Genomic DNA, 26,159 nt, shown 5'->3' on the forward strand with positions numbered 1-26,159 from the left:
CCGTCTCCTTAGCGTTTGCGGTAGTATTCCGGCGTCACGCCGTAATAGCTCTTGAATCTCCGAATAAAGTGCTGCGGGCTCTGATAACCGACCTGCTCCGTGATCTCGTAGATGCGCAGAGAGGTCCGCTCCAGGAGCAGCTTCGCCTTCTCCATACGGGCGCGCAGGATGTAATCGCTCAGGTTCTCCCCGGTAATGTCCTTATAAATCTGGGATAAGTAGACGGCGTTCAAATAGACGAAATCGCCGATCGACTGCAGCGTGACGTCCTTGTTCAGATTGAGCTCGACAAAGGCATGCACCTTCTGGACGAGCAGCCGGTGGTTCTCCTCGACTCGCGAAGGCTCGCGGCCGAACAGCGCGTCGAGAATGACGGCGCTCCATGCCTGCAGGAGCTTCGCCGAATGGATGGCCTTGCGCTCTGCGTGGATGGCCGCCGGACTCACGAGATCCTCCAGCAGCTTGCCTTTCTTGTGGGCCAGATAAGTGAATGCGCTCAGCAAGTGCAGGTATGCTTCCCGCGTATGCGCAGCGGAATCGGCATGCTCGGAAGCCAGCTCTTCGAAAATGACGTCCAGCTTTTCGTTCACCCGATCCCGGCTGCCGGCATGGATCAGCTGGATGAGCATCGGCGGCCGGTAGAGGGCCGCTAGCGGCTTCAGCTCACGGTCCGCGCCGGTCGCCGGCTTGGACAGGACGCCGCCCTGCCGCTTCGCGCTCTTCAGCAGCATGGCGTTCACGGAGACGTAGGCTTGATGAAGTCCGGCGGGAAAACGAACCGGATCCGAGACGAACAGCGCGATGCTCCGTTTAAGGTAACGCTCCGCGCTCGACAGCAGCCGGGCGGCCAATTCTTCAAGCGCGGCGTCTTGCTCGGGCTTCCAGCCGGACGACGTATCGCGTTCCTCCTCGACGGGCTTGATCAGCAAGACCAGGTGGTCCTGGGGGACTTGGCTCGGCCAGATCAGGAAGCGCTCCGAGAATTGCTCCTCCGCCATGTTCATAACCGCGAATTTGAACAGCTTCATGTCCGCCTGGCTGTAGGTCTCGTAGAAGGTCGGGTCGAACTTGATCGCCAGCAGCTTGACGGCGTCTCCCTGCGTGAACGGAATCCGGTACATCCCAAGCTTCTCGTCGAGCCTTCCACTGGTTGCGGGCCCCGTCTCTTGCAGGAGATCGAGCAGCAGATTCTCCCTCAGCAGGGGCAGATTCTGATGCACGATAGACGCCGCGTACGCATACCGCTGGTCGTGCTGCCGCTCGTTCTGACGCTTCGCCAGAATTTTTCCGATCGTCTCCAGGAGCGCCTCGTCGCGGACCGGCTTGATGAAGTACTCGACCGCATGCACTTCGACCGCCTTTTTGGCATACTCGAATTCGGCATAGCCGGTCAGCAGGATGCAGTCGATTTTTTTGTTGCGCTCGTTGACGTACTGGATCAGCTCCAGACCGGACGTGCCGGGCATGCGGATGTCCGTGATCATGATATCGACGGGATGCGCGTCGATAATGTCCAAGGCGCCCTGGCCGCCATAGGCGCGATGGACGGTCGTGATGTCGTATCGCTCCCAGGGCAACGTCGCGGCCATCGTATCCACTTGATGCTTGTGATCGTCGACGATCAATACCGTATACACGACAGCGCTCACTCCCTTTCCGCCGAGCTCCAGTACAATTCGATCTTGAGTCCGCCCATCGCCGAATGCGCGAGTCCCATCCCGGCATCTCCCCCGAAGTAGTAACGGAGCCGATGATTCACGTTCCATAGTCCCGTGTGCCCCGAGCTGTTGGCGTCCAGGGCGATCGCCTGCCGCAGCTCCCGCAGCGCCTCCGGAGACAGCCCCGAGCCGTTGTCCTCGATGACGAGGCGATCGTAGCGTCCGTCCGTCGCGCCCGCGATGACGATGAGGCCGTCCGCCATGCGCTCTTCAAGGCCGTGCACGATGGCGTTCTCGACGATCGGCTGAATCAAGAGCTTGGGAATGGCGCGCCTGAGCATGTCCGTCGGAATATCGATCGCGTACACGAACTTGTCGAGCTGGGAGCTCATGATGTCCATGTAGTTCCGCGCCAGCTCCATCTCCGATCCCAGGGTGGAGACTAGCGTCTCGTTGCGGGTCGTGTATTTATAGTAGTCGCCCAGATTGTGCGCCATAGCGATGACCGATGCGTGCTCCCGCATCTTCGCCATATTCACGATATACGCCAGGCAGTTGTATAGAAAATGGGGATTGATCTGCGACTGCAGCTGCTTCATCATGGCTTCTCTGGAGCGAATCTCCTCCGCATACACCCGCCCGAGCAGATGATCGATCTCGGCGGCCATGCCGTTGAACGAATCGAACAGCTGCTGGAACTCGTTGCGGCGCACGCTGCGGATCCGGTAGGCGAAGTTCTTGTTCTTGATCTGCTCCGCGCTGCGGATCAGAATCCCGATCGGCACCCGGATATGGTAATGCAGCAGCAGCGCGGAGGCGAGTCCCAGCAGTACGAGCAGGAACATAATGACGTAGAATAGATTGCGATTGTTAACGACCGGCTGCAGAATCTCGTCGAGCGGCTCGATGTCGATCAGGCTCCAGCCCAATTTTTGAGAGGTCCTCACGTAGATCAGATAATTCTGGCCGTCCAGCTTGGCGAGGTCATGATAGGACTGGCCTGACTTGGACGGGTCCGGCGAATAGGTCCGGAGCAGGCGTCCGATCCGTTCCTTATTCGCGGTGCTGCTGTATACGGCTTGGTCCGGCCCCCGGTAGAGAAGAAAGTCGCTCTCCCCGCCCAGCTTGAAGCCGTCCAGCAGGTTGGTAATGTTCTGTACGGGGAAATCCACGCGAATGATGAAGTCCGACTTCATCATCTCGGCCGGGTCGTGCAGCATCGGATAGACGAAATAGCGGGAAAAGGCGGTCATGCTGACGTCCGCTTCATCGATATCGTTCAACTGCCAGGCAGGCGAATACGCTTGAACGAACGCCTCCCGGTCGAACGCGTCCGACGATTGGGTGGACAGCGACAGATCGTGCTTCGGAAAATAAATCGTGATCCGGTTCATGACTTGATTCGTCAGGCTGAACAAATTGAGCTTGCCCGCGATCGACTCGATGACGTTGTAACGGTCGTAGCCGTCGGCGGGCAGCTCGCCGAACGCGACGCTCCGAATCTCCGGATCCTTCGCGGCCAGCGCTGCAAACAGCATGTTCTGATCCATCAGGCTATCGATTTGGTTGAGGAAGTAAGCCAGCTTGTCCTCATTTCTTGTGTTGATCTGATCCTCGATCACCCGCACGCTCTGCTTGTAGGAATAGGCATACAATCCGACAACCGGCAGCAGGATGGCGATCAGCAGCAGAATGACCTTGGTGATGACGTTCATTGGGTCTCCCCCATGGCCGAATTCGACAGTCTTACCGGTATTATACTAGATCGCGCCTATTCTTTGACCGAGCCGAGCGTCATTCCCTGAACGAAGTAGCGTTGAAGGAACGGATAGACGAGCAGGATGGGGAGCGTGCCGATAAAGATCAGCGCCGACTTCAGCGAGCGCTCCGACAGATTCTCCAGATCGGCGGGGTTCAGTCCGATCTTCGTGTAGTCGAAGCTCGCGACCAGCGCCTGCAGGAAGGTGGCCAGCGGGAACATCTCCGCCTTGTTCATGTAGATCATGCCGTCGAACCAGGCGTTCCAATGGAAGACCATCGTGAACAAGGACAGCGTGGCGATCGAAGGCAGCGAGATCGGCAGAAACAGGACGAACAGAATCCTGAAGTGCCCGGCGCCGTCGATCATGGCGGCCTCTTCCAGTTCCTTGGGAATGCCCCGAAGGAAGTTCATCATCAGGACGACGTTGAACACGTTGACCGCGACCGGCAGAATCAGCGCCAGCAGGGAATTGGTCAAGTGCAGCTTCTGGACGACCAGGTACGACGGGATCAGTCCGCCATGGAACAGCATCGTAATGACGAAATACCAGGCGTACACCGATCTGCCCCGAAAGACGCTGTCGTCCTTCGACATCGAGTAGGCGGCCAGCAGCGTCAGGAACATCGTGAGCGCCGTACCCGCGACGGTCCTGAGCACGCTCATCTGGAAGGCGATCAGGAAGCTGTTGCTGTTCATCGCCTTCTCGTAGGAGGCCAAGTTAAAACCGATGGGCCAAAACTTGACCAGGTACGCGGTCGTGGCATGATCCGAGCTGAGCGATACCGCGAGCACGTGCACCATCGGCAGCACGCAGAGCAGCGCGGTAGCCGCCAGGAAGACCATGTTCGCCGCATTGAACAGGCGGTAGGATAGAGATATCTTGTACATGGCTGAGCTCCCCTTAGAAAATTCGGTAATTGGCGTACTTCGTCGCCAATCGGTAAGTGGTGGCGATCAGCACGAAGCCGATGACGGACTTGAAAAAGCCGACGGCGGTCGCGAGGCTGTAAGACCCCTGAATCAGCCCGACGCGGTAAACGTAAGTGTCGATGATATCGCCCTTCTGATACACGAGCGGATTGTACATATTGAATACCTGGTCGAAGCCGGCGTTCAGAATGTTGCCGAGAGACAGCGTCACGATGACGACGGCGATCGGGAGGATCGAAGGCACCGTGATGTGCCGGGTCTTCTGGAAGCCGGTCGCGCCGTCCATATCCGCGGCCTCGTAGAGATTCGGATTGATGCCGGCCATGGCGGCCAGATAGACGATCGTGCCGAAGCCGAACTCCTTCCAGATGTCGCTCGTAATGAGCGTCACGCGGAACCAGTCCCCGTCTCCCAGGAAAAAGACGCGGTCCAAGCCGAGCGATTGGAGGAATTGATTGATCAGCCCGTCCGTGGACAGCAGGTCCGTAAGAATGCCTCCGAGAATGACCCAGTTGAGGAAGTGCGGCAGATAGACGAGCGATTGGACGGTGCGTTTGAACAGTATATTTTTAACGCCATTGAGGAGCAGGGCGAACGCGAAGGGCGCCACCGCGCCAATCGCGATCTTCAGCGTCGCAATGACGAACGTATTCCAGATGACTTGAAGGGCGGTGGGGTCGTTGAACATGAAGCGGAAGTGCTTGAAGCCCGCCCAGGGTGAGCGGAAGATGCCGAGCCAGGGCTTGAAGTCCTCGAAGCCGATCGCAAGTCCGGCCATCGGGATATAATTAAAAATGAACAGCAGCACCACCGACGGCAGCAGAAAAACGTGGAGGACCCAATTTTTCTTGAGATTCAGCGGGCCTTTCCGCTTTTTCAGTTTGATCGCTTCGGTTCTCATCGTCCAATCCCCTATCTGTATCCTCTCTGATAAAAAAACGAACGCGGAGCAAAAAGTTCGGCCTGCAGCTCCGCGTTCGTCCTTGTCTTGCCCATCATCCGCGCCTTACTTGGATACGGCGACCTGCTCGTTCACCTCGGCGGTAATCTTCGCGCCGCCCTGGTCGTTCCATTGCTTGACGAAGGCATCGAAATAGTCCGGTTTGGCCTTGCCGTAAATGATCTGCAAGAATGCCTGCTCCTCCAACGTCGACAGCTGCTCCCACTTCTCGATCATCGTCTTCGTGTTCGCGCCCAGGAAGCCGTTCGGCACGTCCGAGCTCTGCTGCTGGAAGGCGGTCGCGAATCCCTCTACCGTCAGCGGACCGTTGCTGGCCGCCAGCTTCTGTTCGAAAATATTGTTGCGCGAGCCGGCCGCGACGCGCTGGTAGATGTTCGGTCCTTCCATGACGTTGGGCGGCGTCGTGCCGGGGGACATCAGCATGTAGCGGCCGAGATCGATCGTCCCTTCGGGCACCGTCCAATCCGGCTTCCCGTCCTTCATCACGTAGTCGTAGCCCTCGCCCTTGCCCGCGCCGAACGGACACATCTCGTCCTCGAGCGAGCAGCCGTAGAGCGTATCCCAATACTTGAAGACGGCGTCCAAGTGCTCGAATCCATCGCGGAATACATACGCCGTGTAGGTCGGCGGCGAGGCTTGACGACCTACCTTGCCGTCTACGCCGGACGGAATCGGATACGGCTTGATCGACAGCTTCTCGTTCTTCTTTTCGGCGTCGGCGATGGCCGTGCCGATCGGCCAGCCGCCGGCCCAGCCTGGGGCGAAGACGACGCCGGCCTTGCCGGAGGTGAAGTCCGCGATCGCCTTCGTGGCGTCCTGCGTGCCGAAGTCCGTGCTCAGGTAGCCTTTGGACGACCACTCGCTCAATTTGACGAGGCCGTCCTTCACCACCGGATCGACGGAGCCGTAATGCAGCTGGCCGTCCTCGCCCTTCAGCCAGAAATACGGCTGGTGCTGGCCGAACAGGAACATCGCGTCCGCCATGTAGTTGGCGGTCGGATGGTGGTACCCGGTGTTGCCGCCGAGCGCCATGCCGTACGTGTCCTTCTTGCCGTTGCCGTCCGGATCCCCGTTCGTGAAGGCATCGAGCACCGCTTCGTACTCCTCGACGTTGGTCGGCGCCTTCAGGCTCAGCTTGTCGAGCCAGTCCTGCCGGACCCACATGACCGTGTCCCCGACGAAGCCGTTGGACAGATCGGGCAGTCCGTACATTTTCCCGTTGCGCATGACGGTCGCCATGACCTGCGGGTTTTTGGCGTAAGCCTCCTTGACTCTGGCCGTCGCGTACTTGTCGAACGCCTCGTCGATCGGCTGGATCTTCCCGGAGGCGACCAGATCCTCGAACAGAGTGCCCGAAGCCGCCAGGACGTCCGGCAGCTGCTCGCCGCTCGTCATCGCCAGACGCACCTTCGTGCCCAGCGCGTCCGCCTGGTCCGTCACGACCCATTGATACTTGGTGACGATGCCCAGATTGTCCTTGAACCAGCGCGATACCGGATTGTTCTCCGGCGTGTCCCCGTTGCGCAGCTTATCCGATGCCTTCAGCGCGATCGCGCCGGTGATCGTCACGGGCGGTTCGAACTTCGTGCGGTCGTTCGGCTGCGGCTCCGTGGACGTCGACGCCGACGCGCTCGCCTGGCCGGAAGCCTGCGCGCTCGCCGTCGCGGACGGCTGCGGACCGGATTCGCCCGAGGCTGCCGCAGAAGGCTGGTTGTTGCCGCCGCTGCACCCGGCGATGACGCTCACGGCCAGCATGCTTCCCAGAATGCCGGACCATGCTTTTGGATATCGTTTCATGGAGCTCCCCCTCGTCTACGACTCTTTCCTTCTTCATTATTCCATCCCGGCCGCGGGATAGGAATGATCGGTATTCAAGTTCATGAACATCTCTTAATCAAGTTGCCCGGCTCTCCAGCTGGACGCTGCCGATCTGCGGGTTCCAGGTCTGGGCGGCGGTTAGCGGGTAGACGATCTTCAGATACTGCGTGCCCGCGGGCAGCGTGCCGGTATAATCGACCTTGTTCCAAGCGCCCGTCACGGTTGCTTTAACGGGGGTGAACGCCGTATAAGTCACGTTGTCCGCAGACACGTAAAATTGGAAGTCGCCCGCGGTCTCGTACGGCCAGAACCAGGCCTTGGCGGCGAATTGCTTCAGATCCATGCCGGCTGCCGCCTTGTAGACGACGTATTCGTTCGTATTCGTCTTCCGATGGAGCCGCGAGTTATCTCCGCCGAAGGTCGCCGCATTCGACGAATCGAAAGCCAACTGCGCGCTGTGCGCGAACGTCTTGGTGAAGTCGTTCATCGTATCGGTCACGTTCGCGACGGTAGGGACAGGGACCGCGCTCTTTAGCTCGACGCTGCCGATCTGCGGATTCCACGTATTGGCCGTGCTATGCGCGAACACGATCTTCAAATATTGCGTGCCTGCAGGGAGCGTACCGCTGTAGTCCACTCGGGACCAGTTGCCTGTCGGCGCGGTCTTGCCCGGCGTAAAGGGAGTATAAGTCGTATTGTCCGACGACGTATAGAACTGGAAGTCGTCGACCGTCTCGTTCGGCCAGAACCAGGTCTTGGTGGTGAATTGCTTCAGCTCCATGCCCGCAGCCGCCTTGTAGACGACGTATTCGTTCGAGTTGGCCGTCCGGGCCAGCCTGGAGGCGTCTCCTGCGAAGTAGGACGCGTTGGACGTGTTAAAAAAGAGATTCGGGCTGTGCGCGTACATGTTGGAATAGTCGTTCATCTCATCCGTGACGGTCGCGTTGGTCACCGTCGGGTCGGGCGTCGGCGTCGGAAGCGGTACGTTTACCGCGGGATCGTATTGGAATTTGACGTGATGGGTGACGCCGTCTTTGACGCTCGTGTCGACTTCGAACTTGATCGTCGGGGTGAGCTGGAGCACCGTGACCGAAGCGTCCTTCGCTACGACGGAGAGGCCAGACTTATGAATCTCGAAAGTCACCTTGTTCTGCAGATGGGTCGGATCGGATACGCCGACATCGAGCGTTCCGGACTGATCCTTCAGCATGAGCGAGGAAGGATTGGAGGCCCTCAGGAAGCCGAACGTGCTGGGCGCCCAGAAGTTGGCTCCGATGACGCCGAGGCCCTTCTCCTTGACCGCCTGGGTGTTCGGGTTGTTGACGAGAATCTCCGTATTCGGATTCGCGCTATACGCCGCGGTCTGCGTGACCGTCTTATTCGGCAGCAACACATAGGCGTACTTCTCGTTCACCGGATTGGCACCGTGGTCGAGCCACAACGTGACGTAATTTTTGGACAGCGTCGTGTCGGGCCCTCCTGCGTTCAACTGCTTCCAGCTGCCCTCGGATACCGCTCTCGCGCCCTTAATACTCGTCGGCTGCGGGAAGTAGTAGCCGCCCGCGCCCTCAAGGTAGGCATAAGAAACCCCGCTCATGCTCTCGGACCAGCCCAGCGCAGCGGATCTGGCCGTGCCGTTCACGATCAGCTGTTCGTCGCCCTTCACCTTGCGCGTCGTGTGGAGCGGATCCAGCACCGGGCCGAGCGCGGACGGCGAATAAATCTGCACCTCCGATACGGCGTCGGCAAGATCGGCGTCGTTGCCGTGCATGACGAGCTTCACGTACCTGGCGTTCGTATCGGGAAAGTCATAGGCCGTCACCTCGGTCGTCGGCGCCGATTGGTACGGCGTGGCGTACACGGCATTCCATACCGAATTGTCCTCGGATACTTCGATATCGAACGAATAGCGCCGATCGGTGCCCTGCGGAAATGCGATGCCCGCGTAGCCGACCGGTTTTACGCTGCCCAGATCGAGCTTCAGCCACTGCCCGTCGCCGCTCACCGTCCAAGCAGTGCCGATCTTGCCGTCCAGGATGGCCGTCAGATCGGCGGAGCCCAGGCTGTCTGCGAAGGATTCCGCGTTAAGCGGGGCCACGCTAGCGGGGATGATCAGATTGCCCGCCGAGCACGGCGCGTAGATCTGAACCTCCGTAATGCTGTTCCAGGGGCCCGAATTGCCGCCGTTCGCGCTGTTGTTGGTATAGCCGTGTCCGATCATGCGCACGTATCTGGCCGTCACGTCGGGGAAGTCGAACACCTGGATCGAATCGTTAGGGACGACGCTGGAGTTGCCGCTGTAGACGGTCGTCCAAGCGTTCTGATCGGCGGACACCGCGATATCGAAGGTGGTGTATCGCGTGGCTTGCACATAGAAGCTGATCCCGACATATCCGATCGGCTGCGTCTTGCCCAGGTCGTATTGGATCCACTGGCCGTCGCCGGACGAGGACCAGCGGGTGCCGAGATTGTTGTCGAACGTATTCTCGGGCACATTGCCGTCGTTTCCGTTGTCTGTAACCGCATATACTTTATGGCGGAGCGGCTCGCTTCCCACCGGCGCAGCGGCAGGCGCGGCCAGATCGGTGCCTTGCGTCGTTCTCGCTACGTTCAGCATTCGATTTTCAACCGTCGTCTCAACCGTTCTTCCGTCGGTGCTGTTAATGCCGGCGCCAAGCGCGACGATCTCGTCGTCGAACATGAACCACGACTTCTTGGCCGTCAGCGTGGTTCCGTAGTCTTGATAATCCATGCCGACGGCGGCGTATTGGCCGAGCAGCTCGGAACCTCCCGCCCACGCCTTCGAACTCAGGTATCCGCCGCCTTCGCCGTCCGTCCGCGTGCGCGTATCGACCGTCGTTCCCGGCAGCCGGTATTTGTTGACCGTCGGCCAGAAGTTCGAATACTGCTGCAGATCGTCGTTGTACAGGTACGTCATGCCAGCGCCTGTGTACCAGCCCTTGTAATTCTCGCCGTTCGTGAATTCATAAGTGCCGATCCGGCTCGAGGACATGCTGACGCCGAAGGCGTACCCGGGACGCTGCGTCACGGCTTGGTCCATGCCCGCGAATACCTTGGCTCCGGTCAGCTCCCCTCTCGGCACGACGCTTGAGTCCGCCATGATTGCCTTGGCCTGCACGGCAACGCTCAAATCGACGGACCGGAAAAAGTTGAGCGTAGTGTCGGATTGGATCCAGTATTTGACCATCGCCTTCAAACGCTGGGCATCGGCAGGCGGAGCCGCCTGGGACAAGCGCACGAGGGCAGCGATGATGTCTCTCCCGATCAAATGGTCGGCCGCGTAGTCTCGCGAAATCTCCCTGCCCCGCGTCATATCCATCATGGCGCCTTTGTAGATGAGCGGCTCGTAGGAATCGTACACCCACTGGTAAAGGTTCGCGAATCCCGCAGGCGCCCAATCGGAATCTTCAAGCAAGTACAGCACGCTAATCAACTGCTGAAGCAGACTGGCGCCGTAGCCGCCGTTGTAAGAATAAATATTGTGCTGGATAAAGGAGCCGTCCTCGTAGTATCCATCCCCGCTCGTGACGTAAGCGAAAAGGGGATTAAGCGCGTCGGAGGCAGCGGTCAGATCGGCATCCGACTTGATCAAGACGGCCCGGAGGCCGACGACCATGCACATCCAGGCGCGGTTGGCGCCGGTAGACACAAATTGGAACGGCTTGTTCACTCGTGTCGGATCGGGCGAGAAGTACCCGACGGCATTCATGTAATTTTGGATTTGAGACGAAGTAAGATCGTCGTACATAAGGGTGACGATATCGTTCAGCTGCAGCGGAGTTCCGATCTCCCAATCCCACCAGTTGTCGTACTCGGCCTTGTTCTCGTTATATCGATTCGCATACATCCAATTGAGGGCGCCGATGATGTCCGTCTTAAGCGTCTGGTCGCCGTAAAGACTGGATCCGTAGGTGCGGTAGGCCAGCGCCATTCCTCTAAGACGGCCATACGTGTTGGTGATATGGGAGGAATTCGTTGTGCTGGCCAGGTCGGACCAAAGGGAGGTTCTTCCCGAAGATTTGTCCATCGATGCCCAGCTCGTTTGGCTCACTGCATTCAGCTTAAAGGCAATATCCGGGTCTTGCGCGTCGTACCCCGTACCTCCGGTCAGGAAGTCACTCCACTTGGTCCTCATCGCGTCAAACGCATCCTCCTCCGCATAAACGCTGCGCGCGCCTAACTGCCCGACCAAGCCGAACAATAAAGTCACGACCAACAGCAGCTTGCCGGAAATGCCGAATTCGAATGCGGACATCCTTGCCCTCATAAATCCACCGCCCGTCTTTTGAGTTAAATTCGGGCTCATTATCGCACCCGCCGCGAGCGGATGGATATGATCAGGATTCAAGATCATGAACTTCCGTTAACCTGAATACGCAAAATGCCCCCTCCCGCCCCTGCGAGGGCAATCGGGGGCCGATACTTGAGCCTATGATAACCGATAAGTGCCGTGTTTCTAAATAAAAACAATCTCGACCCGCCATGCGCCGAGTGGGCGAGGACCGCCTTCTAGCACCAAGCGAACGACCATCCGCCGAACGCAAAAACGGGATGAAGCAGATAACCTCTCTGCTTCATCCCATTTTGCTCTCGCCTCGCGGGCGTCGCGCTCCCGCCATGTGGCGCTGTACAGCGCCTCTTCGCCTCGGATAGCGTTGTGCTCCCGCTATGTGGCGCTGTACAGCGCCTCTTCGCCTCGGATGGCGTTGTGCTCCCGCCATGTGGCGCTGTACAGCGCCACTTTGCCCGGCTGGCATCGCGCTCCCGCTATGTGACGCTGTACAGCGCCTCTTCGCCTCGGTTGGCGCCGCACTCCGCCATGTGGCGCTGTACAGCGCCTCTTCGCCTCGGCTGGCGCCGCACCCCCGCCATGTGGCGCTGTACGCACCTCTTCGCCTCGGCTATCTCCCTTTAGTTCTTCGCCAGGAACGCGTCGATCTGACCTTGCAGCTCGGCCTGAATCTTGGCGATGCCTGCGGACTCCAGCTGCTTGTTGAGATCAGCCAAGCCTTTGTCGATGTCCTTGACCAGGCCGTATTCGAGCGGGATGCCGTAGCGCAGCATGACGTTGCCGACGTTGGCGATCTCCGTCTTGACCTTGCTGTTGTCGAACACGAAGGTCTCGAGCGGGTAGTGGTAGACGCCGGCTTCCCAGCTCTTGACCAGGTCGGACGCTTCCTGCGGGAACGCTTCGTTGTCGCGGTTGAGCGGCGAGTTGAAGCTCCAGTTGGAGAAGCCCGTGTAATTCGGATTCTTGTCGAGCGCCTTGTACTTGTCGTCGCCGACCGGCTCGTAGTGGACGCCGTTGACGCCGTACATGATCAGGTCGTGCAGCTCTCTGTCGTTTTGCAGCAGATCGATCGCCATCAGCGCGCGCTCCGGGTTTTTGGAGGTCGCATGCACCGACGTGCCGTTTTGCGTCGAGATGGCCACGGACTTTTTCTTGCCTTGGTTGATGTCCGCCAGCGCGACTTCGTAGGGCGAATTCTCCTGGCGCATGAGCGCCATCAGCGACCCGAGCGTACCGTTGTTATGCGTGATTGAGGCCGTCTTGCCTGCCTTGAAGTCCGCCTGGTGGTCGTTTTTGCTGTTCAGGACGTTTTTGGACCAGGCGTTGTGGTCCGCGAGATCCTTGTAATACGTCGCCAATTGCTTGAATTCCGGCGTGTTGTAGACGTTGAACACTTGCCCCTTCTCGTCCGTCAGCTTGAAGGCGAACGGCATATCCAGGTCGAACATGTTCCATTCGTTCTGCTGCTTGAGCAGCACGCGGTCGAGGTTGTGGAACTTCCAGTCGCCCGTTTCCGGCGTGAACGGCACGATGCCCTTCTCCTTTTCGGCGATCGTCTTCAAGTAAGTGGCGTACGCTTCCGGACTGTTAATCTCCGGCAGGTTGTACTTTTTGCGCAGGTCTTCGCGGTACAGGATCAGCTTCTCTACGGATTCTCCGCGGTTCTGCGGCACCATGTACAGCTTGCCGTTGACCTTGGCCTGATCCCAGCTGACCTTGGACATGTTCGCCCATGCTTGCGGCGCATACTTCGCGAGCATATCGTCCGTGAGCTCGAGGAAGCCGCCCTTCAGCGCCTGGTCGTTGTAGCCCGCCCAGTTGGCCGAGTAGATCAGGTCGAAGTTCTCGTCCGCGGCCAGCTTCAGCGGATACTTCTGCGCCCAGTCGGACCAGTCGAGGAACTCGCCCTCGATCGTCGCATTGATCTTGTCCTTGAGCTTCTTGTTGATCTCGGCGAATACCGAATCATAGTCGACCGGCTTCGGTCCGACGAAGATCATCTTGAGCTTCACTTCCTTGGACGTGTCGACGGCCCCCTCGGCCGGCGCGGAGGCGCTGGCGGACGACGATTGCGACGCGCTCGCCGACGGCTCCGCGCTGCCGGACGGATCGGCGCTTGCGGAGGAACCCGCATTATTGTTGTTGTTGCCTCCGCACGCGCTCATGATCATGACGAATGCGAATAAGAGCGTGAACGCTGCCCATCTGCTTTTTTTCAACATGCCATTCTTCCCCCTAATGGTAGTCGTATCTTCCTCTATCGATAAACCGGGCTGCCCCGTATTCATCCCTTGACTGCGCCGATCGTGAGACCCTGAACGAAGTATCGCTGCACGAACGGATAGGCCAGCAGGATCGGCCCCGTCGCGACGACCGTCATCGCCATCTTCAGGCTCTCCGTCGGGAGGGCCGTAGTGACGACCGCGCCCGCGCCCATCATCGCCTTGCGCATGCCGTCCATATTGCCGAGCATCTTGTACAGATAGTATTGAAGCGGCATCAGCTTCTCGTCGGATACGAACAGCAGCGCGTTGTACCAGTCGTTCCAGTAGGCCAGCGCCAGGAACAGCCCGATCGTCGCGAGCGCCGGCTTGGAGAGCGGCAGGATCAGCTGGGCGTAGATCCGGAAGTCGCCCGCGCCGTCGATCTTGGCCGACTCGACGATCGCCTCCGGTATGCCGCCCAGGAACGACTTCATGACGATGATGTAGAAGACGTTGAGCACGAGCGGCACGATCAGCGCGAGCACGGTATCCTTCATGTGCAGGTAGTTCACGATCAGCAGGTACCACGGGACGAGCCCGCCGCTGAACAGCGTGGTGAAGAAAAAGAAGAAGGAGAAGCCGTTGCGCCATTTAAAGTCTCTCCTGGATAACGCATAAGACGTCATCGAGGTCAGGAACAGGCCGAGCAGCGTGCCGCCGATGGTCACGCCGATCGTCACCAGATAGGCCTGGATCATCTCCGCGGGATACTTGAACAGAATGCTGTAGGCCTCGGCGGAGAAGTCCGTCGGGATGAACTGGTAACCTGCCGTGATGATCTTGTTCTCGCTCGTGAGCGAGGACGACACGACCAGCAGGAACGGCAGCAGGCACAGCACGGCCATAATCGTCAGCGAGCCGTACCCGATGGCCGCGAATATTTTCTGATCCGTTTTTTTGACGCCCGAGGTTTTCGCGAACGACTTGTCCAGATTCACTTCCGTTGCGCTCATGTCATCAGCCCCCCTCAGAATAGCGCGCGGTCTTTGTCGTACCGCCGCACCGCGTAGTTGACCGCCATGATCGTCGCGAAGCCGAGCACCGACTGGAAGACGCCTGCCGCGGCCGACATGCCGATGTCGTTGGACGTGATCAGCGACCGGAAGACGAAGGTGTCGATGACGTCCGTCGAGGAGAACAGCACCCCGTTGTTGCCGACCATGTTGTAGAACATGCCGAAGTCTCCGCGGAAGATATTGCCGACTGCGAGCAGCACCAGGATGATGATCGTCGGGTAGAGATTCGGGATCGTCACCTTCAGGATGCGCTGGAAGATGTTCGCCCCGTCGATCTCCGCCGCCTCGTACATCTCGGTATCGATGCTCGTGATGGCGGCCAGATACATGACCGTGCCGTATCCGAGCCCCTTCCACGCCGACACCAGCACCAGCAGGAACGGCCAGTAGGCGGGCGTGTTGTAGATATCGACCGGCTCCAGGCCCAGTCCTCTCAGCAGCGCGTTCACGGTGCCGATATCGTAGTTCAGCAGGTTGTAGGCGATCGCGCCGACGACGACCCACGAGATGAAGTACGGGAGGAACAGCGCCGATTGAACGATCTTGCGGAACCACTTGCCCCCCACCTCGAACAGCAGGATCGCGGCGAAGATCTGGAGGGCGTTGTTCACGACGATAAACGCGATGTTGTACAGCGCCGTATTGCGCGTGACCTGCCAGGCATTGCCGGAGTCGAAGAAAAAGCGGAAGTTGTCCCATCCGTTCCACGCGCTGCCGAAGATGCCGCCGGCATAATCGTAGCGCTTGAAGGCGATGATGATGCCCGCCATCGGGATATAAGCGAACAAAAGGTAGAAAATGACCGCAGGGGTCAGCATCAACAAGAACATTTTGTACTTTCTCAGATCGTGCCAGAAGCCGCTCCGCATCGTATCCGCTCCCCTCTCTCCTCTGTAAGTCTCATTATAGAGGCCAGGTCGGAGCGGCAAAATTCAGCGGAACAACTAAAGATAATACGAATTCAACGATCCGCGAAAAAAATGAGGCTCCGGTTCCCTCGGGAACGGAGTCTCATGGAAGAGGGCGACGATTCAGATGTTGTGCTTCTTGCGGTATTCGCCGGGCGACATGCCCATGTACTGCTTGAATTGCCGGTTAAAGTAGATGATGTTCTTGTAGCCCACCTGCTCCGCGATCTCGTACACCTTCTTGGTCGGCTCCTCCAGCAGCTCGCACACCCGCTTCATGCGCTGCTCGTTCAGGAAGTCGCTGAACAGGCTGTTGGTCTCGGCCTTGAACAGCTGACCCAAGTAGTTCGGCGTAAAGTTAAAGTGCGCGGCCACTTCGTTCAGCGTGATTTTCTGGTCCAGCCTGTCTCTGACATACGCCGCGATGTCTTCGATCAGCTTGCGCTTCTGGCGCTGCCGCTTGAGGTAGAGCAGCTCGGACAGCTCGAAGAATCTCCGTCTCAGCCACGACAGAATGTCATGCACGGTCTCGAACTGAAACAGGATGAACGGCTGATGGGAATCCCAATTCAGAATCTCGTACAGGTGCTCGTTCAGCTGCCGCAGGTCCGCGTGGAGCTTGGACGTAATGCGGATAATGAGATCGTAAATCTCGTTCTTCTGCGAGAGCGGATGATCCCCGTCGAACAGCTGCAGCAGGCAATCGTCGATCGCGGTCAGGTCGTACTCGAGCATCGCCTTCAGCATCCGGTCGACGATCTCCTCCAGATCCGGGGCGATCCGCTCCTTGGGGCGCCACTGCGAGGCGTCCTGGATCAGCCGGTTCTTGCCGACGATCCACTTGATGCTGAGCGCGGCCTGCGCCTGCCGGTAGGAGTCGTGCAGCTGACCGAACGCCGTCGTGTACATCCCCGTCCCGATCGTGACCGAGGAGGAGAATCGCTCGGAGAACGCGCGGATCAGCTCTTCGAGCAAAGCGGAGAAATAGGACGCGGGAACGGCGGCCAAAATGACGAAATGATGGTCGTGGGTGGCGATGACCATGCCCATATTGCGTTCCTGCGTAAAGGAACGTATAAACTGACTCGCGCTGCCGAGCCATGCGCGCCGCTCCTCGGGGGTCGAGTGCCGCGTCTTCCAGGCGATATCGTCGATCTCGACGATAGCGACCGCGGTGCCGCCCTCGAGCATCGGCGCGAGGAAGCTGCGGATATGCGTCTCCGCCTCGCCGCCCGGCGCAGCCTCGTTGAACCAGCGCAGCAGCAGCTCCTGGTTGACGAGCGACAGCGTCTCGGACAGCGAGTCGTGCTGTTTTTTCTCCCGCTCGATCCTGCCGCACAGCTCCGTCAGCGTCGCGTGCAGCTCGCCGTCCTCGACGGGCTTGAGCAGATACCCGTGCGCGCTCAGCTGGATCGCTTCCTTGGCATAGTGGAAGTCCTCGTGGCCGCTGATGAATACGATCGATACCTGCGGATTGATCTCCTTGGCCCGCCGCGCGAATTCGGTGCCCAGCATGATCGGCATCCGAATATCGGAGAGAATGATGTCGATCCGCTGCCGCTTCATCAGATCGAGCGCGGCGAATCCGCTGGGCGCCGTCCGTACGCGCTCGGGCGACAACAGCTCGTGGCCCGCCACCCGGCGTCTCAGCCATTCCAGATCGACCGCTTCGTCGTCCACCAGCAGGACATGAATATCGTTGTCCATCATTCTTCACCGTCCCTCTTCACTTCCCGAATCTCCGCGTTGTCGACCGGCAGGATAAGCTCGACCGTCGTGCCCGCGCCGTAGTAGCTGCCTATGCGGATGCCGAAGTCGTTGCCGTACCTCAGCTTGATTCGTTCTTCGACGTTCTTCAATCCGTAGCCGTCCCTGCGAACGGCGCTCGACCGCATCCTGTTCAGCGTATCCGCGCGCATCCCGATGCCGTTATCGATGACCTTGAGCTCGATCCGCTCCCCCAGCCGCTTGCCCGAGATCCGGATGGCGATCGACTCCCCGAACCAGGCGTGCTTGAAGATGTTCTCCACGAACGGCTGCAGGACGAGCTTGATGATCGGGACGCGGCGGATATCGGGGTCGATATCGAAGTAGACCTGGAAGGCGTCCGCATACTTGACCCGCTGGATGTCGAGATACGCCTTTACCTGCTCGATTTCTTCTTCAAGCGTAATATAGACCTGTCCTTCGTTAAGTGTCAGCCTGTAAAACTTGGATAGTCCCTGGACCATCTCGGTGACCTTGCGGACCTCTCCCAGATTGGCCAGGCTGGCGATCGTCGACAGCGTATTGTACAGGAAATGCGGACTGATCTGCGCCTGCAGCGCGTCCAGCTCCGCCTGCTTTTTCTGGATGCCCTGCTCGTAGACGTCGCGGATCAGCTCCTGGATGCTCTGGGCCATCTGATTGAAGGCGTCGGCGATATAGACGAACTCGTCGTTGCCGGCGAAGCCGATCCGCTTGTAGAAGTTGCCCTCCTGGAACGACCGCACGAGCGATACGATGCGCTTCATCTTCTTGCCTGACAGCCGGGCCACGAGGAAGCCGATCAGGGCCATGACTACGAAGCTGATGACGCACACGGCCCCGATCACGCGGCGCATCTCGCTCGCGTCTTTATTTAAGTAACGGTCCGGCACCCAGGTCTCGATCGCATAATCGGAGCCCGGGATGTCTTCGCTGATGACGAGGTAGGAACCGTCGCTTGCGCCCGGCGCCACGCTCCCGCGCTCGTACAGATGGGTTGCCGTCTCCTTGTCTATCAAGCGGAGGGCAATGCCCTGTTCGATCGGAAAAGCCTCGAAATTCCCAAGCAGCTCGTCCAGCCTCGCCGTCACGCGAATGTAGCCGATTAGCGACTGCGTGCCGCTTGCCGCGAACAGCTTGCGAATATAGGATATGTTCCCCAGCTCGCGGTCGGTATCGATCTGCTGCCACAGGTTGTCCTTGTTCGAGGCGGCGATGGACCTCAGCCAATCCGTATGCGCGACGCTCTGCGCGGTCAGGACGTAATAATCGCTGCGGCCGATCGGCAGCGACATATCGTCGCCCGCGATCTCGAGCATCGTATCGTTGACCGCGTACAGGACGAGTCTCAGCTTGTTCCCGTACAGCTGGAGGGGCGCCTTCATATACGGGACGATATCGTCTCTCATCTTGAGCATATTCTCCCGGGTATCCCCCCGGAATTGCAGGGCGCTCTGGAAGGTCGTGTTGAGAAAGAGCGAGTTCGTCATGCGCTTGATCTCGTCGATCTGGTATTCCATATTGTTTCCCGTCTGCTGCATCGCGGTCCGGATGTTGGTCTCCGCCATCTCGGTACGGGACCGCACGAGCATGGTATACGAAATGTAGCCGACCAGGAGATCCGTCAGCAGCACCAGCACTAGATAGGGGAGCATCGTCTTGTACGTGAACGGAATGTACTTGCGGTTGAGCCGGAACTTCGCCATGCGCGCGCTCCCTTTCCGTTCGGTTACCCCTTGGGTTGAAGAGGGTTGTCCCATTTTACAATGAAATGAGAGCGGTTGCTAGATCAGCAAGCTGCCATAATCGCCCAAGTAAAGCTATTTTGCATAGTAATTGTCAATAAGCATAATTGCACCCATAACTTCCGGGTGGTAACTTCGTGGTGGATAGCCAAACATGGGCTGGTGAAAGGAGGCGGTCTGCCGCAAGCGTATTAAGGTTCAGGCTCCGACCATTCTAAAAGAGGAAGGTGTTATCGCGTGAAAAAACGAATGATTAAAGTGTTAATGGGCTTGGTTTTAATGGTGTCGCTGATTCCCGCTTTAACCGCCAACGCCGCCATGTATGCTTCTACGTCAAGCGTCACGAGCAATTCGCTTCAGTTGAACTGGACGCTGCAGGCCGGCGAAAACGCGGTTCAAATTTACAAGAACGGCAGCTTCTATGTATCCACGGCCAATACGAGTTCCTATCCGATGACGGGACTCAGCCCTTGTACCACCTATTATTTCGAAGTCAGAGGCATCGGCTCATACGGAAGCACGAGCACGTCTCCCGTCACCACGCTCGGTTGCCCGTCGGCGCCGGTGATCACCGCCTCCGCGACGTACAATTCCATCAGCTTAAGCTGGAGCGCGAGCAACGCAGTCGAATACGATCTCTACGTGGACGGGGCGCTGTATACGACGACGACCGCGACGAGCTATTCCTTGTCCGCCGCTCCGAGCAGGTCGTACGCGATCAAGGTCGTGGCCCGCAATGCCACCGGCCAAACCGCGCAGTCGACCAAGGGCGTCGCGACGCCCGCCTTCTTCCAGACCTACACGCAATCCGGTTTGTCGGGCAATATCGTTCTCAGCGCCGGCTTTACCAACACAAGCTCCACTAGCGGCACGTACATCTACTTCACGTTGTACCGGGTATCCGGATCGAGCAGCACTTATGCCGGCAGCGCTTCCGCCTATCTCTCCCCCGGTCAGAGCAGCTCGCTGAGCACCACGCTGGCATCGGGGCAGCCGCTAGGCACTTACCGGCTGGAAGCCTCGTCTACGACTGCCGTAGTCGGCGGGTTATCGTTCTATTCAAACTAATCGCTAGCGTCCCTCAAGTGAATGCGCCGCTTCAGCCTTTCCTATGACGAACGCCCCTCTGTCTGTCCGGACGCCTATCGGTTAGGCGACCTGACGGACAAAGGGGCGTTTGCATTTGCGTTTCTTAGGTTCGCCCCGCTATCATCCTTGATTTAAGTCAATGCGCGCAAGCATCCTTCTCGTTAAAATCGAGTCATGACTTGAACTTAGGGGGATGGCTGTCATTCCGGAGTCTCTTCTTGATCCTGCTTAGCGATTCCGGCGTGATGCCGAGATAGCTGGCCAACTGATGTTGGGGCACCCTGTCGACGAGCGCCGGGCGTTTCCCAAGCAGCGCCTTGAAGCGTTCCTCGGGCGAAGATTCGATAAACGCGGAGAATTCCGCCTGGACCTGGCCGTAGCTCTCCTCGATCATTCTGCGGGTCATCGACGCCAACTGAGGATGCTTGTCGTACATGTCCTGTTCCGTGTCCAGATCGCCGACGACCAGCACCGAATCTTCAACGCACGTAAAAGTATAATCTGACGATCGGTCCGGCTTGTGATGATTGAAGACGGCGATGGCCTGTTCTTCGGTGTAGAAATTGGACGTGACCTCTCTGCCCTCTTCGTCGATCGAAAACTGCCTGACGCAGCCTTTCAGGATGAAATAGCACTTGGCAGGGGTCTCGTCTTGTCTGATGAGAACGGTCCCCTTATCGAAGGGCGCCACGTGGATCTGGTCGACGATCGCTTGCCGGTCTTCCTCGCTAAGCGTCGTCCATCTCGACAGGTACTTATATAGAATGCGTTTCATGGCCGCTTTCCCGCATCTCCTTCCGTTCCGTCCTTCCTCCCCTTCATTTTCTACGCCCGAGGGACCTTTGTAAACATAAACGCACTGATCATTGGAGGAAAACCCATGAGAGCCATGGTTCAACATGCGTACGGCCCGCCGGAAGTCATCGTCCCGCAGGAGATCGCTAAGCCTTCGCCCGGAAGCAAGGAAGTTCTCATCAGAGTTCACGCTGCTAAAGTAGGGCCGTCGGACGTTGCTTTTCGCAAGGGCGAACCGATGATGATTAAACTCATATACGGATGGTCCAGACCGAAATTCCCGGTCGGCGGAACCGAATTAGCCGGCGTGGTCGAGGCCGTCGGGCAAGAGGTGAAGTCATTTAAAGCGGGGGACCGCGTGCTCGGGATGAGCGTCAAAAACTTCGGCGCATATGCCGAATATAAGTGCCTTTCCGAGGAAAGCCCGCTCGCGATGATACCCGACGGAATCGCCTTTGAAGAAGCCGTCGGCATCTGCGACGGAGGCGCCACCGCCTTGACGTTTCTAAGGGACAAGGCCAAGCTGCGGAAGGGGCATCGCGTGCTGATCAACGGCGCTTCGGGCGCAGTCGGCATTTACGCCGTTCAATTGGCCAAATACTATGGCGCTGAAGTAACCGGCGTGTGCTCGGCCGCGAACGGAGCGCTGGTACGCGAAGCGGGCGCGGATTATATCATTGATTATTCGCTTGAGGATTTCACGAAGGCAGGCAAGGCCTATGATGCCGCTTTTGACGCCGTGGGCACACGCTCCTTCGCCGCATGCAGGCGCGCGCTTACGCCGAAGGGCGTTTATCTTACCACCGCACCCAAGCTTTCTATCGTTTTACAGATGGTATGGACCTCGCTGTTCCCAGGCAGACGCGCCGTCTTTGCGACAGCCGGCCTCATGCAGAACCAAGCAAATCTGGCGTTCCTCATGGAGCTCGCCCGGAACGGCGCGCTGAACGCCGTGATCGATCGCAGCTATCCGCTGGAGCTTCTGCCCGATGCCCACCAATACGTGGAGACCGGGCGCAAGAAGGGCAATGTGATCGTGAAGCTTTGACGGCCTCTATTTTTAAGGTCAAAATAGATTGACAAGCGGGCGGCATCCAATATATAGTATCGAGGATGATAATCATTATCATCAATATTATACATAAGGATGGGTCCGCACAAATGAAAGCAACACGTAAAATTTCTTTAAGCGCACTGCTGATGGCTGCTGCTATTATGGTCTTCCTCGCCGGTTGCTCCAACGACGCTTCCAATACGAACGCTTCCGCCTCATCGTCCCCGGCTGCGTCCGCTTCCGCGAGCGCCCCGGCTTCTTCCCAAGCTTCTTCTGCCTCCGCATCCGCTGCCAGCGATGCAGAGGCTCAATATCCGATTAAGATCAAGCATGCGTTCGGCGAATCGGTCATCGAGAAAAAGCCCGAGCGCGTCGTCACCATTCAATGGGCGAACCACGACGTGGCGCTGGCTCTCGGCGTCGTGCCCGTCGGTTTCTCGGCGGCCAACTACGGCGTGCAGGACGACAGCGGACTGCTGCCTTGGACCGCCGCCAAGCTCAAGGAGCTCGGCGCGACCGACCCCAACGTGTTCCAGGACACGGACGGCCTGGACTTCGAGGCCATCTCGGACGCCAACCCCGACGTCATCCTGGCCGCCTACTCCGGCATTACGCAGGAAGATTACGACACCCTGAGCCAGATCGCTCCGGTCGTGGCCTACCAGTCCAAGCCTTGGGTCACCAGCTGGCGCGAGCAGGTTCTGTTCAACGCGACGGGCATGGGCATGAAGGCGGAGGGCGAACAGCTCATCAAGGACACCGAGGCGCTCATCAAGGAAAAAGCGAGCAAATATCCGGAAATGCAGGGCAAAAAGGTCGTCTGGACGAACTTCTCGGCCAAGGATCTGTCCAGCATCAACGTTTACACCCCGGTCGATCCCCGCGGCGAATTTCTGCAGGAGCTCGGCATGGAATACCCTGAGAGTGTCATCGAGCAAATTACGGATCCCACCAGCTATTCCTTAAAGCTGAGCACCGAAAATGCGGACAGCCTGAACGATGCGGATCTGCTGATCGGCTACGGCGACGAGAGCCTGTACGCAGCCGTCAAGGCCGACCCGGTGCTCGGCAAGATCCCGGCCATCCAGAGAGGCTCCGTCGTCTTCATCGGCAACGGCACCCCGCTCGCCGCTTCCGGCAACCCGAACCCGCTCTCGATCGCGTATACCATCGACGACTATCTGAAGCTAATCGGAGACGCGCTCAGCAAGATCAATGGCTAATTCATCGACCGCCAATAACCGGCACCTTCACTCGCCTCTCCCGAGGCATTTTACGAAGGTGCTGGTTATCTCTGTTATTCTGCTCGGCGTATGCGTAGTGGCATCTCTGGCGCTCGGCTCCCGGTTCGTGAGATGGCACGAGCTGATCGACGGCCTATTCCGCCCCGACATCGACTCCTACGCGGCGAACGTCGTACGCAAGCGAATATCCCGTACCGTCTTCAGCCTGTTCTGCGGCGCGGCGCTCGGCGTATCCGGCTCGCTGATGCAGGCGGTCACCCGCAATCCGATCGCGGACCCCAGCATACTGGGCGTGAACACGGGCGCCGCGTTGTTCGTGGTATGCGGCATGGCGTTCCTGAACATCAGCACCGCCGACCAGTATATCTGGCTGGCGCTGGCCGGCTCGACGGTCACCGCGGTCTTCGTATTCGGCATCGGCTCCATGGGACGCGGCGGCGCTACGCCCCTGAAGCTCGTGCTGGCGGGCGCCGCCACGACGGCCGCCCTCTCTTCGCTGGTCACCGCGATCATCATCCCCCGCTCTTATGTCATGGACCAGTTCAGATTCTGGCAAGTGGGCAGCGTCGGCGCGGGCTCCTGGGACGCGATCGCGACATTTATCCCGTTCCTGGCCGTCGGACTGCTGATCGGCTTCGTCGTCGGCCCGGCGCTCAATGCGCTGGCGCTGGGAGACGACGTGGCGACCGGGCTGGGCGTGCGCACGGGGACGCTGAGGCTGGTCGCGGCGCTGGCGGCCGTACTGCTGTGCGGCGCGGCGACTGCGCTGGCGGGGCCCATCGGATTCGTAGGGCTCCTCGCCACGCACCTGATCCGCCTGACGCTCGGACCCGACCTGCGGGTGATCATCCCGATGTCGGCGATCGCCGGCGCCGTCATCCTGACGATATCCGACGTGATCGGCAGGCTCGCGGGCAGTCCGGGAGAGCTTGAAGTAGGCGTCGTTACGGCCTTTGTCGGCGCGCCTCTATTAATCCTGCTCGCGACGCGAGCGAAAGTGCGATCCATATGACCAACGCGACCTACGAATATATCTTGGCGGGCAGACGTCACAGGCGCCGCCGTTGGCTCCTTGTCACCTGCAGCCTCGCGCTGCTGGCCTGCATCCTGTGCTGCCTGATGCTGATGCTGGGGAACACCCTGTATCCTGCGCGGGACGTCCTCCGGGCGCTGTCGGGCGAGCAGCTCAAGGGCGTATCCTTCGCGGTGAACACGATCCGTCTGCCGCGGATGCTGGCCGGACTGTTCGCGGGCTTCGCATTCGGCCTTGCGGGCAATACCTTCCAGACGATGCTGCGCAACCCGCTGGCGAACCCGAACGTCATCGGCATCACCGCAGGCTCCAGCGCGGCGGCCGTCTTCTGCATCATTGTGCTGCACACGAGCGATACGGTCGTGTCGATCGCTTCGGTCGTTGCCGGTCTTGCTACCGTGGTCGCCATCTATGCGCTGTCGAGAGCCAAGCCGTTCTCGGTGGGACGGCTGATTCTGGTCGGCATCGGCATACAGGCCATGCTGAGCGCGATGATATCCTATCTCCTGCTCGTCGGCGCGCAGCAGGACATCCCTGCGGCGCTCCGCTGGCTCAGCGGCAGCCTCAACGGCTCGCAGATGCGCGAGCTGCCTCCGCTGGTCATCTCGGTCTTGATCTGCGCGCCCGTCGCGATCGTGCTGAGCAAGCATCTGAGCATGCTTGAGTTGGGCGAACAGGCGGCGACCTCGCTCGGCGCGCATACGGACAAGACCCGCATCTGGCTGATCCTGAGCGCCGTCTGCATGCTGGCGCTGGCGACCGCCACGACGGGACCGATCGCGTTCGTCGCGTTCCTGTCCGGCCCGATCGCCAAGCGGCTGGTCGGCGTGGGCTTCTCGAACGTCATTCCGTCAGGTCTGGTCGGCCTCAACCTGGTCCTGGCCGCGGATCTCGTCGGGCAATTCGCTTTTCAGGTCCGATTTCCCGTCGGCGTCATCACCGGAATACTCGGGGCGCCGTACCTCATCCTCCTGCTAATCCGCATGAATCGGAAGGGAAATTTATAATGAAACCGACGCATCTTTTCAAAACCGAAAACATCGTGGCCGGATATGATCACAAGACGATCCTTCACGGGATCAGCCTCGTCATTCCCAGCAACAAGATCAGCGTCATCGTCGGCGCCAACGCCTGCGGGAAGTCCACGCTGCTGAAAACGATGGCGAGGCTGATCAAGCCTGCGTCCGGAGAGATCACGCTGGACGGCAAGCCGATCGGCAAGTATCCGCCGAAGCAGCTGGCGCGAATCGTGGGGCTGCTGCCGCAATCCCCGATCGTGCCCGAGGGCATCTCGGTCGCGGATCTGGTCGGACGGGGCAGGTTCCCGCATCAGTCGCTCCTGAGCGGATGGTCCAAAAAGGACTACGAAGCGGTCGCCGAAGCGATGGAGATCATGAACATCGCGGAGCTGGCCAACCTGCATATCGACGAGCTGTCCGGCGGACAGCGGCAGCGGGTCTGGATCGCCATGGCGCTGGCGCAGCAGACCGACATCCTGTTCCTCGACGAGCCGACGACCTTCCTCGATATCACGTACCAGATCGAGATTCTGGATCTGCTGACGGACCTGAACCGCAAGCACGGGACGACGATCGTCATGGTGCTGCACGACATGAACCTGTCGGCGCGCTATGCGGACTATATTTTCGCGCTGCGAGAGGGACGGCTGGTGGCGGAGGGCGAGCCCGCCCAGGTTATGACGAGCGGGTTGGTGAGGGACGTATTCGGGCTGGACTGCACGGTCATCGCCGATCCGGTATCCGGTTCTCCTATGGTGGTGCCGAAGGGCCGCTATCATGTTCTCCCTGTATAGGATAGGCCCCT

General features: G+C 59.2%; 18 protein-coding genes. 6 read left to right on the plus strand and 12 right to left on the minus strand.

Annotated features, from left to right (window positions below):
* Positions 1–8: 8 nt before the first annotated feature.
* From PQG80_RS09150 to PQG80_RS09200, 11 genes are all read right to left on the minus strand, one after another.
* Positions 9–1,649 (minus strand): response regulator, encoded by a 1,641-nt coding sequence (locus tag PQG80_RS09150; protein WP_271750987.1) that lies wholly within the window; start codon positions 1,647–1,649, stop codon positions 9–11.
* Positions 1,646–3,373: a sensor histidine kinase gene (locus PQG80_RS09155; RefSeq protein WP_271750988.1), complete on the minus strand. Its 1,728-nt coding sequence runs from the start codon at positions 3,371–3,373 to the stop codon at positions 1,646–1,648. The genes PQG80_RS09150 and PQG80_RS09155 overlap by 4 nt, the downstream gene beginning before the upstream one ends.
* 56 nt (positions 3,374–3,429) lie before the next feature.
* Entirely contained in the window at positions 3,430–4,308 is an 879-nt protein-coding gene (locus PQG80_RS09160; RefSeq protein ID WP_271750990.1) for a carbohydrate ABC transporter permease, read from the minus strand.
* Between the two features lie 13 nt (positions 4,309–4,321).
* Positions 4,322–5,251 (minus strand): ABC transporter permease, encoded by a 930-nt coding sequence (locus tag PQG80_RS09165; RefSeq protein ID WP_271750991.1) that lies wholly within the window; start codon positions 5,249–5,251, stop codon positions 4,322–4,324.
* 105 nt (positions 5,252–5,356) lie between these two features.
* On the minus strand, positions 5,357–7,108 hold the full coding sequence (locus PQG80_RS09170; protein WP_271750992.1) for an extracellular solute-binding protein: 1,752 nt from the start codon (positions 7,106–7,108) through the stop codon (positions 5,357–5,359).
* A 97-nt stretch (positions 7,109–7,205) separates the two neighbouring features.
* Positions 7,206–11,405: a polysaccharide lyase family 8 super-sandwich domain-containing protein gene (locus PQG80_RS09175; RefSeq protein ID WP_271750993.1), complete on the minus strand. Its 4,200-nt coding sequence runs from the start codon at positions 11,403–11,405 to the stop codon at positions 7,206–7,208.
* A gap of 656 nt (positions 11,406–12,061) precedes the next feature.
* Positions 12,062–13,663 carry an ABC transporter substrate-binding protein gene (locus tag PQG80_RS09180; protein ID WP_271750994.1) on the minus strand — a complete coding sequence of 534 codons (1,602 nt, stop codon included), beginning with the start codon at positions 13,661–13,663 and terminating at the stop codon, positions 12,062–12,064.
* A gap of 62 nt (positions 13,664–13,725) precedes the next feature.
* The gene (locus tag PQG80_RS09185; protein ID WP_271750995.1) at positions 13,726–14,658 is read right to left on the minus strand and encodes a carbohydrate ABC transporter permease; all 933 of its coding nucleotides are present in this window, start codon (positions 14,656–14,658) and stop codon (positions 13,726–13,728) included.
* A 14-nt stretch (positions 14,659–14,672) separates the two neighbouring features.
* Positions 14,673–15,590 carry an ABC transporter permease gene (locus PQG80_RS09190; RefSeq protein WP_271750996.1) on the minus strand — a complete coding sequence of 306 codons (918 nt, stop codon included), beginning with the start codon at positions 15,588–15,590 and terminating at the stop codon, positions 14,673–14,675.
* Positions 15,591–15,752: 162 nt separating this feature from the next.
* Positions 15,753–17,339, minus strand: a complete 1,587-nt coding sequence (locus tag PQG80_RS09195; protein ID WP_271750997.1) for a response regulator — start codon at positions 17,337–17,339, stop codon at positions 15,753–15,755.
* Positions 17,336–19,081 (minus strand): sensor histidine kinase, encoded by a 1,746-nt coding sequence (locus tag PQG80_RS09200; protein ID WP_271750998.1) that lies wholly within the window; start codon positions 19,079–19,081, stop codon positions 17,336–17,338. Before PQG80_RS09200 ends, PQG80_RS09195 begins: the two co-directional genes overlap by 4 nt.
* A 276-nt stretch (positions 19,082–19,357) precedes the next feature.
* On the opposite strand from PQG80_RS09200, the gene PQG80_RS09205 reads away from it, so the two are divergent.
* A complete protein-coding gene (locus PQG80_RS09205; protein ID WP_271750999.1) occupies positions 19,358–20,188 on the plus strand; it encodes a hypothetical protein in 831 nt (276 codons plus the stop codon).
* Between the two features lie 193 nt (positions 20,189–20,381).
* Here PQG80_RS09205 and PQG80_RS09210 read toward each other — a convergent pair whose 3' ends face one another.
* Entirely contained in the window at positions 20,382–20,984 is a 603-nt protein-coding gene (locus PQG80_RS09210) for a Crp/Fnr family transcriptional regulator (protein ID WP_271751000.1), read from the minus strand.
* Positions 20,985–21,089: 105 nt separating this feature from the next.
* On the opposite strand from PQG80_RS09210, the gene PQG80_RS09215 reads away from it, so the two are divergent.
* From PQG80_RS09215 to PQG80_RS09235, 5 genes are all read left to right on the plus strand, one after another.
* On the plus strand, positions 21,090–22,052 hold the full coding sequence (locus tag PQG80_RS09215) for an NAD(P)-dependent alcohol dehydrogenase (protein ID WP_271751001.1): 963 nt from the start codon (positions 21,090–21,092) through the stop codon (positions 22,050–22,052).
* Positions 22,053–22,165: 113 nt separating this feature from the next.
* A complete protein-coding gene (locus PQG80_RS09220) occupies positions 22,166–23,281 on the plus strand; it encodes an iron-siderophore ABC transporter substrate-binding protein (protein ID WP_271751002.1) in 1,116 nt (371 codons plus the stop codon).
* Positions 23,274–24,314, plus strand: coding sequence for a FecCD family ABC transporter permease (locus PQG80_RS09225; protein WP_271751003.1), 1,041 nt, complete (start codon positions 23,274–23,276; stop codon positions 24,312–24,314). The genes PQG80_RS09220 and PQG80_RS09225 overlap by 8 nt, the downstream gene beginning before the upstream one ends.
* A complete protein-coding gene (locus tag PQG80_RS09230; protein ID WP_271751004.1) occupies positions 24,311–25,342 on the plus strand; it encodes a FecCD family ABC transporter permease in 1,032 nt (343 codons plus the stop codon). Before PQG80_RS09225 ends, PQG80_RS09230 begins: the two co-directional genes overlap by 4 nt.
* Positions 25,342–26,148, plus strand: coding sequence for an ABC transporter ATP-binding protein (locus PQG80_RS09235; protein ID WP_271751005.1), 807 nt, complete (start codon positions 25,342–25,344; stop codon positions 26,146–26,148). The genes PQG80_RS09230 and PQG80_RS09235 overlap by 1 nt, the downstream gene beginning before the upstream one ends.
* Positions 26,149–26,159: the final 11 nt, after the last annotated feature.

The organism is Cohnella rhizoplanae (assembly GCF_948329515.1).
GTDB lineage: Bacteria > Bacillota > Bacilli > Paenibacillales > Paenibacillaceae > Cohnella > Cohnella rhizoplanae.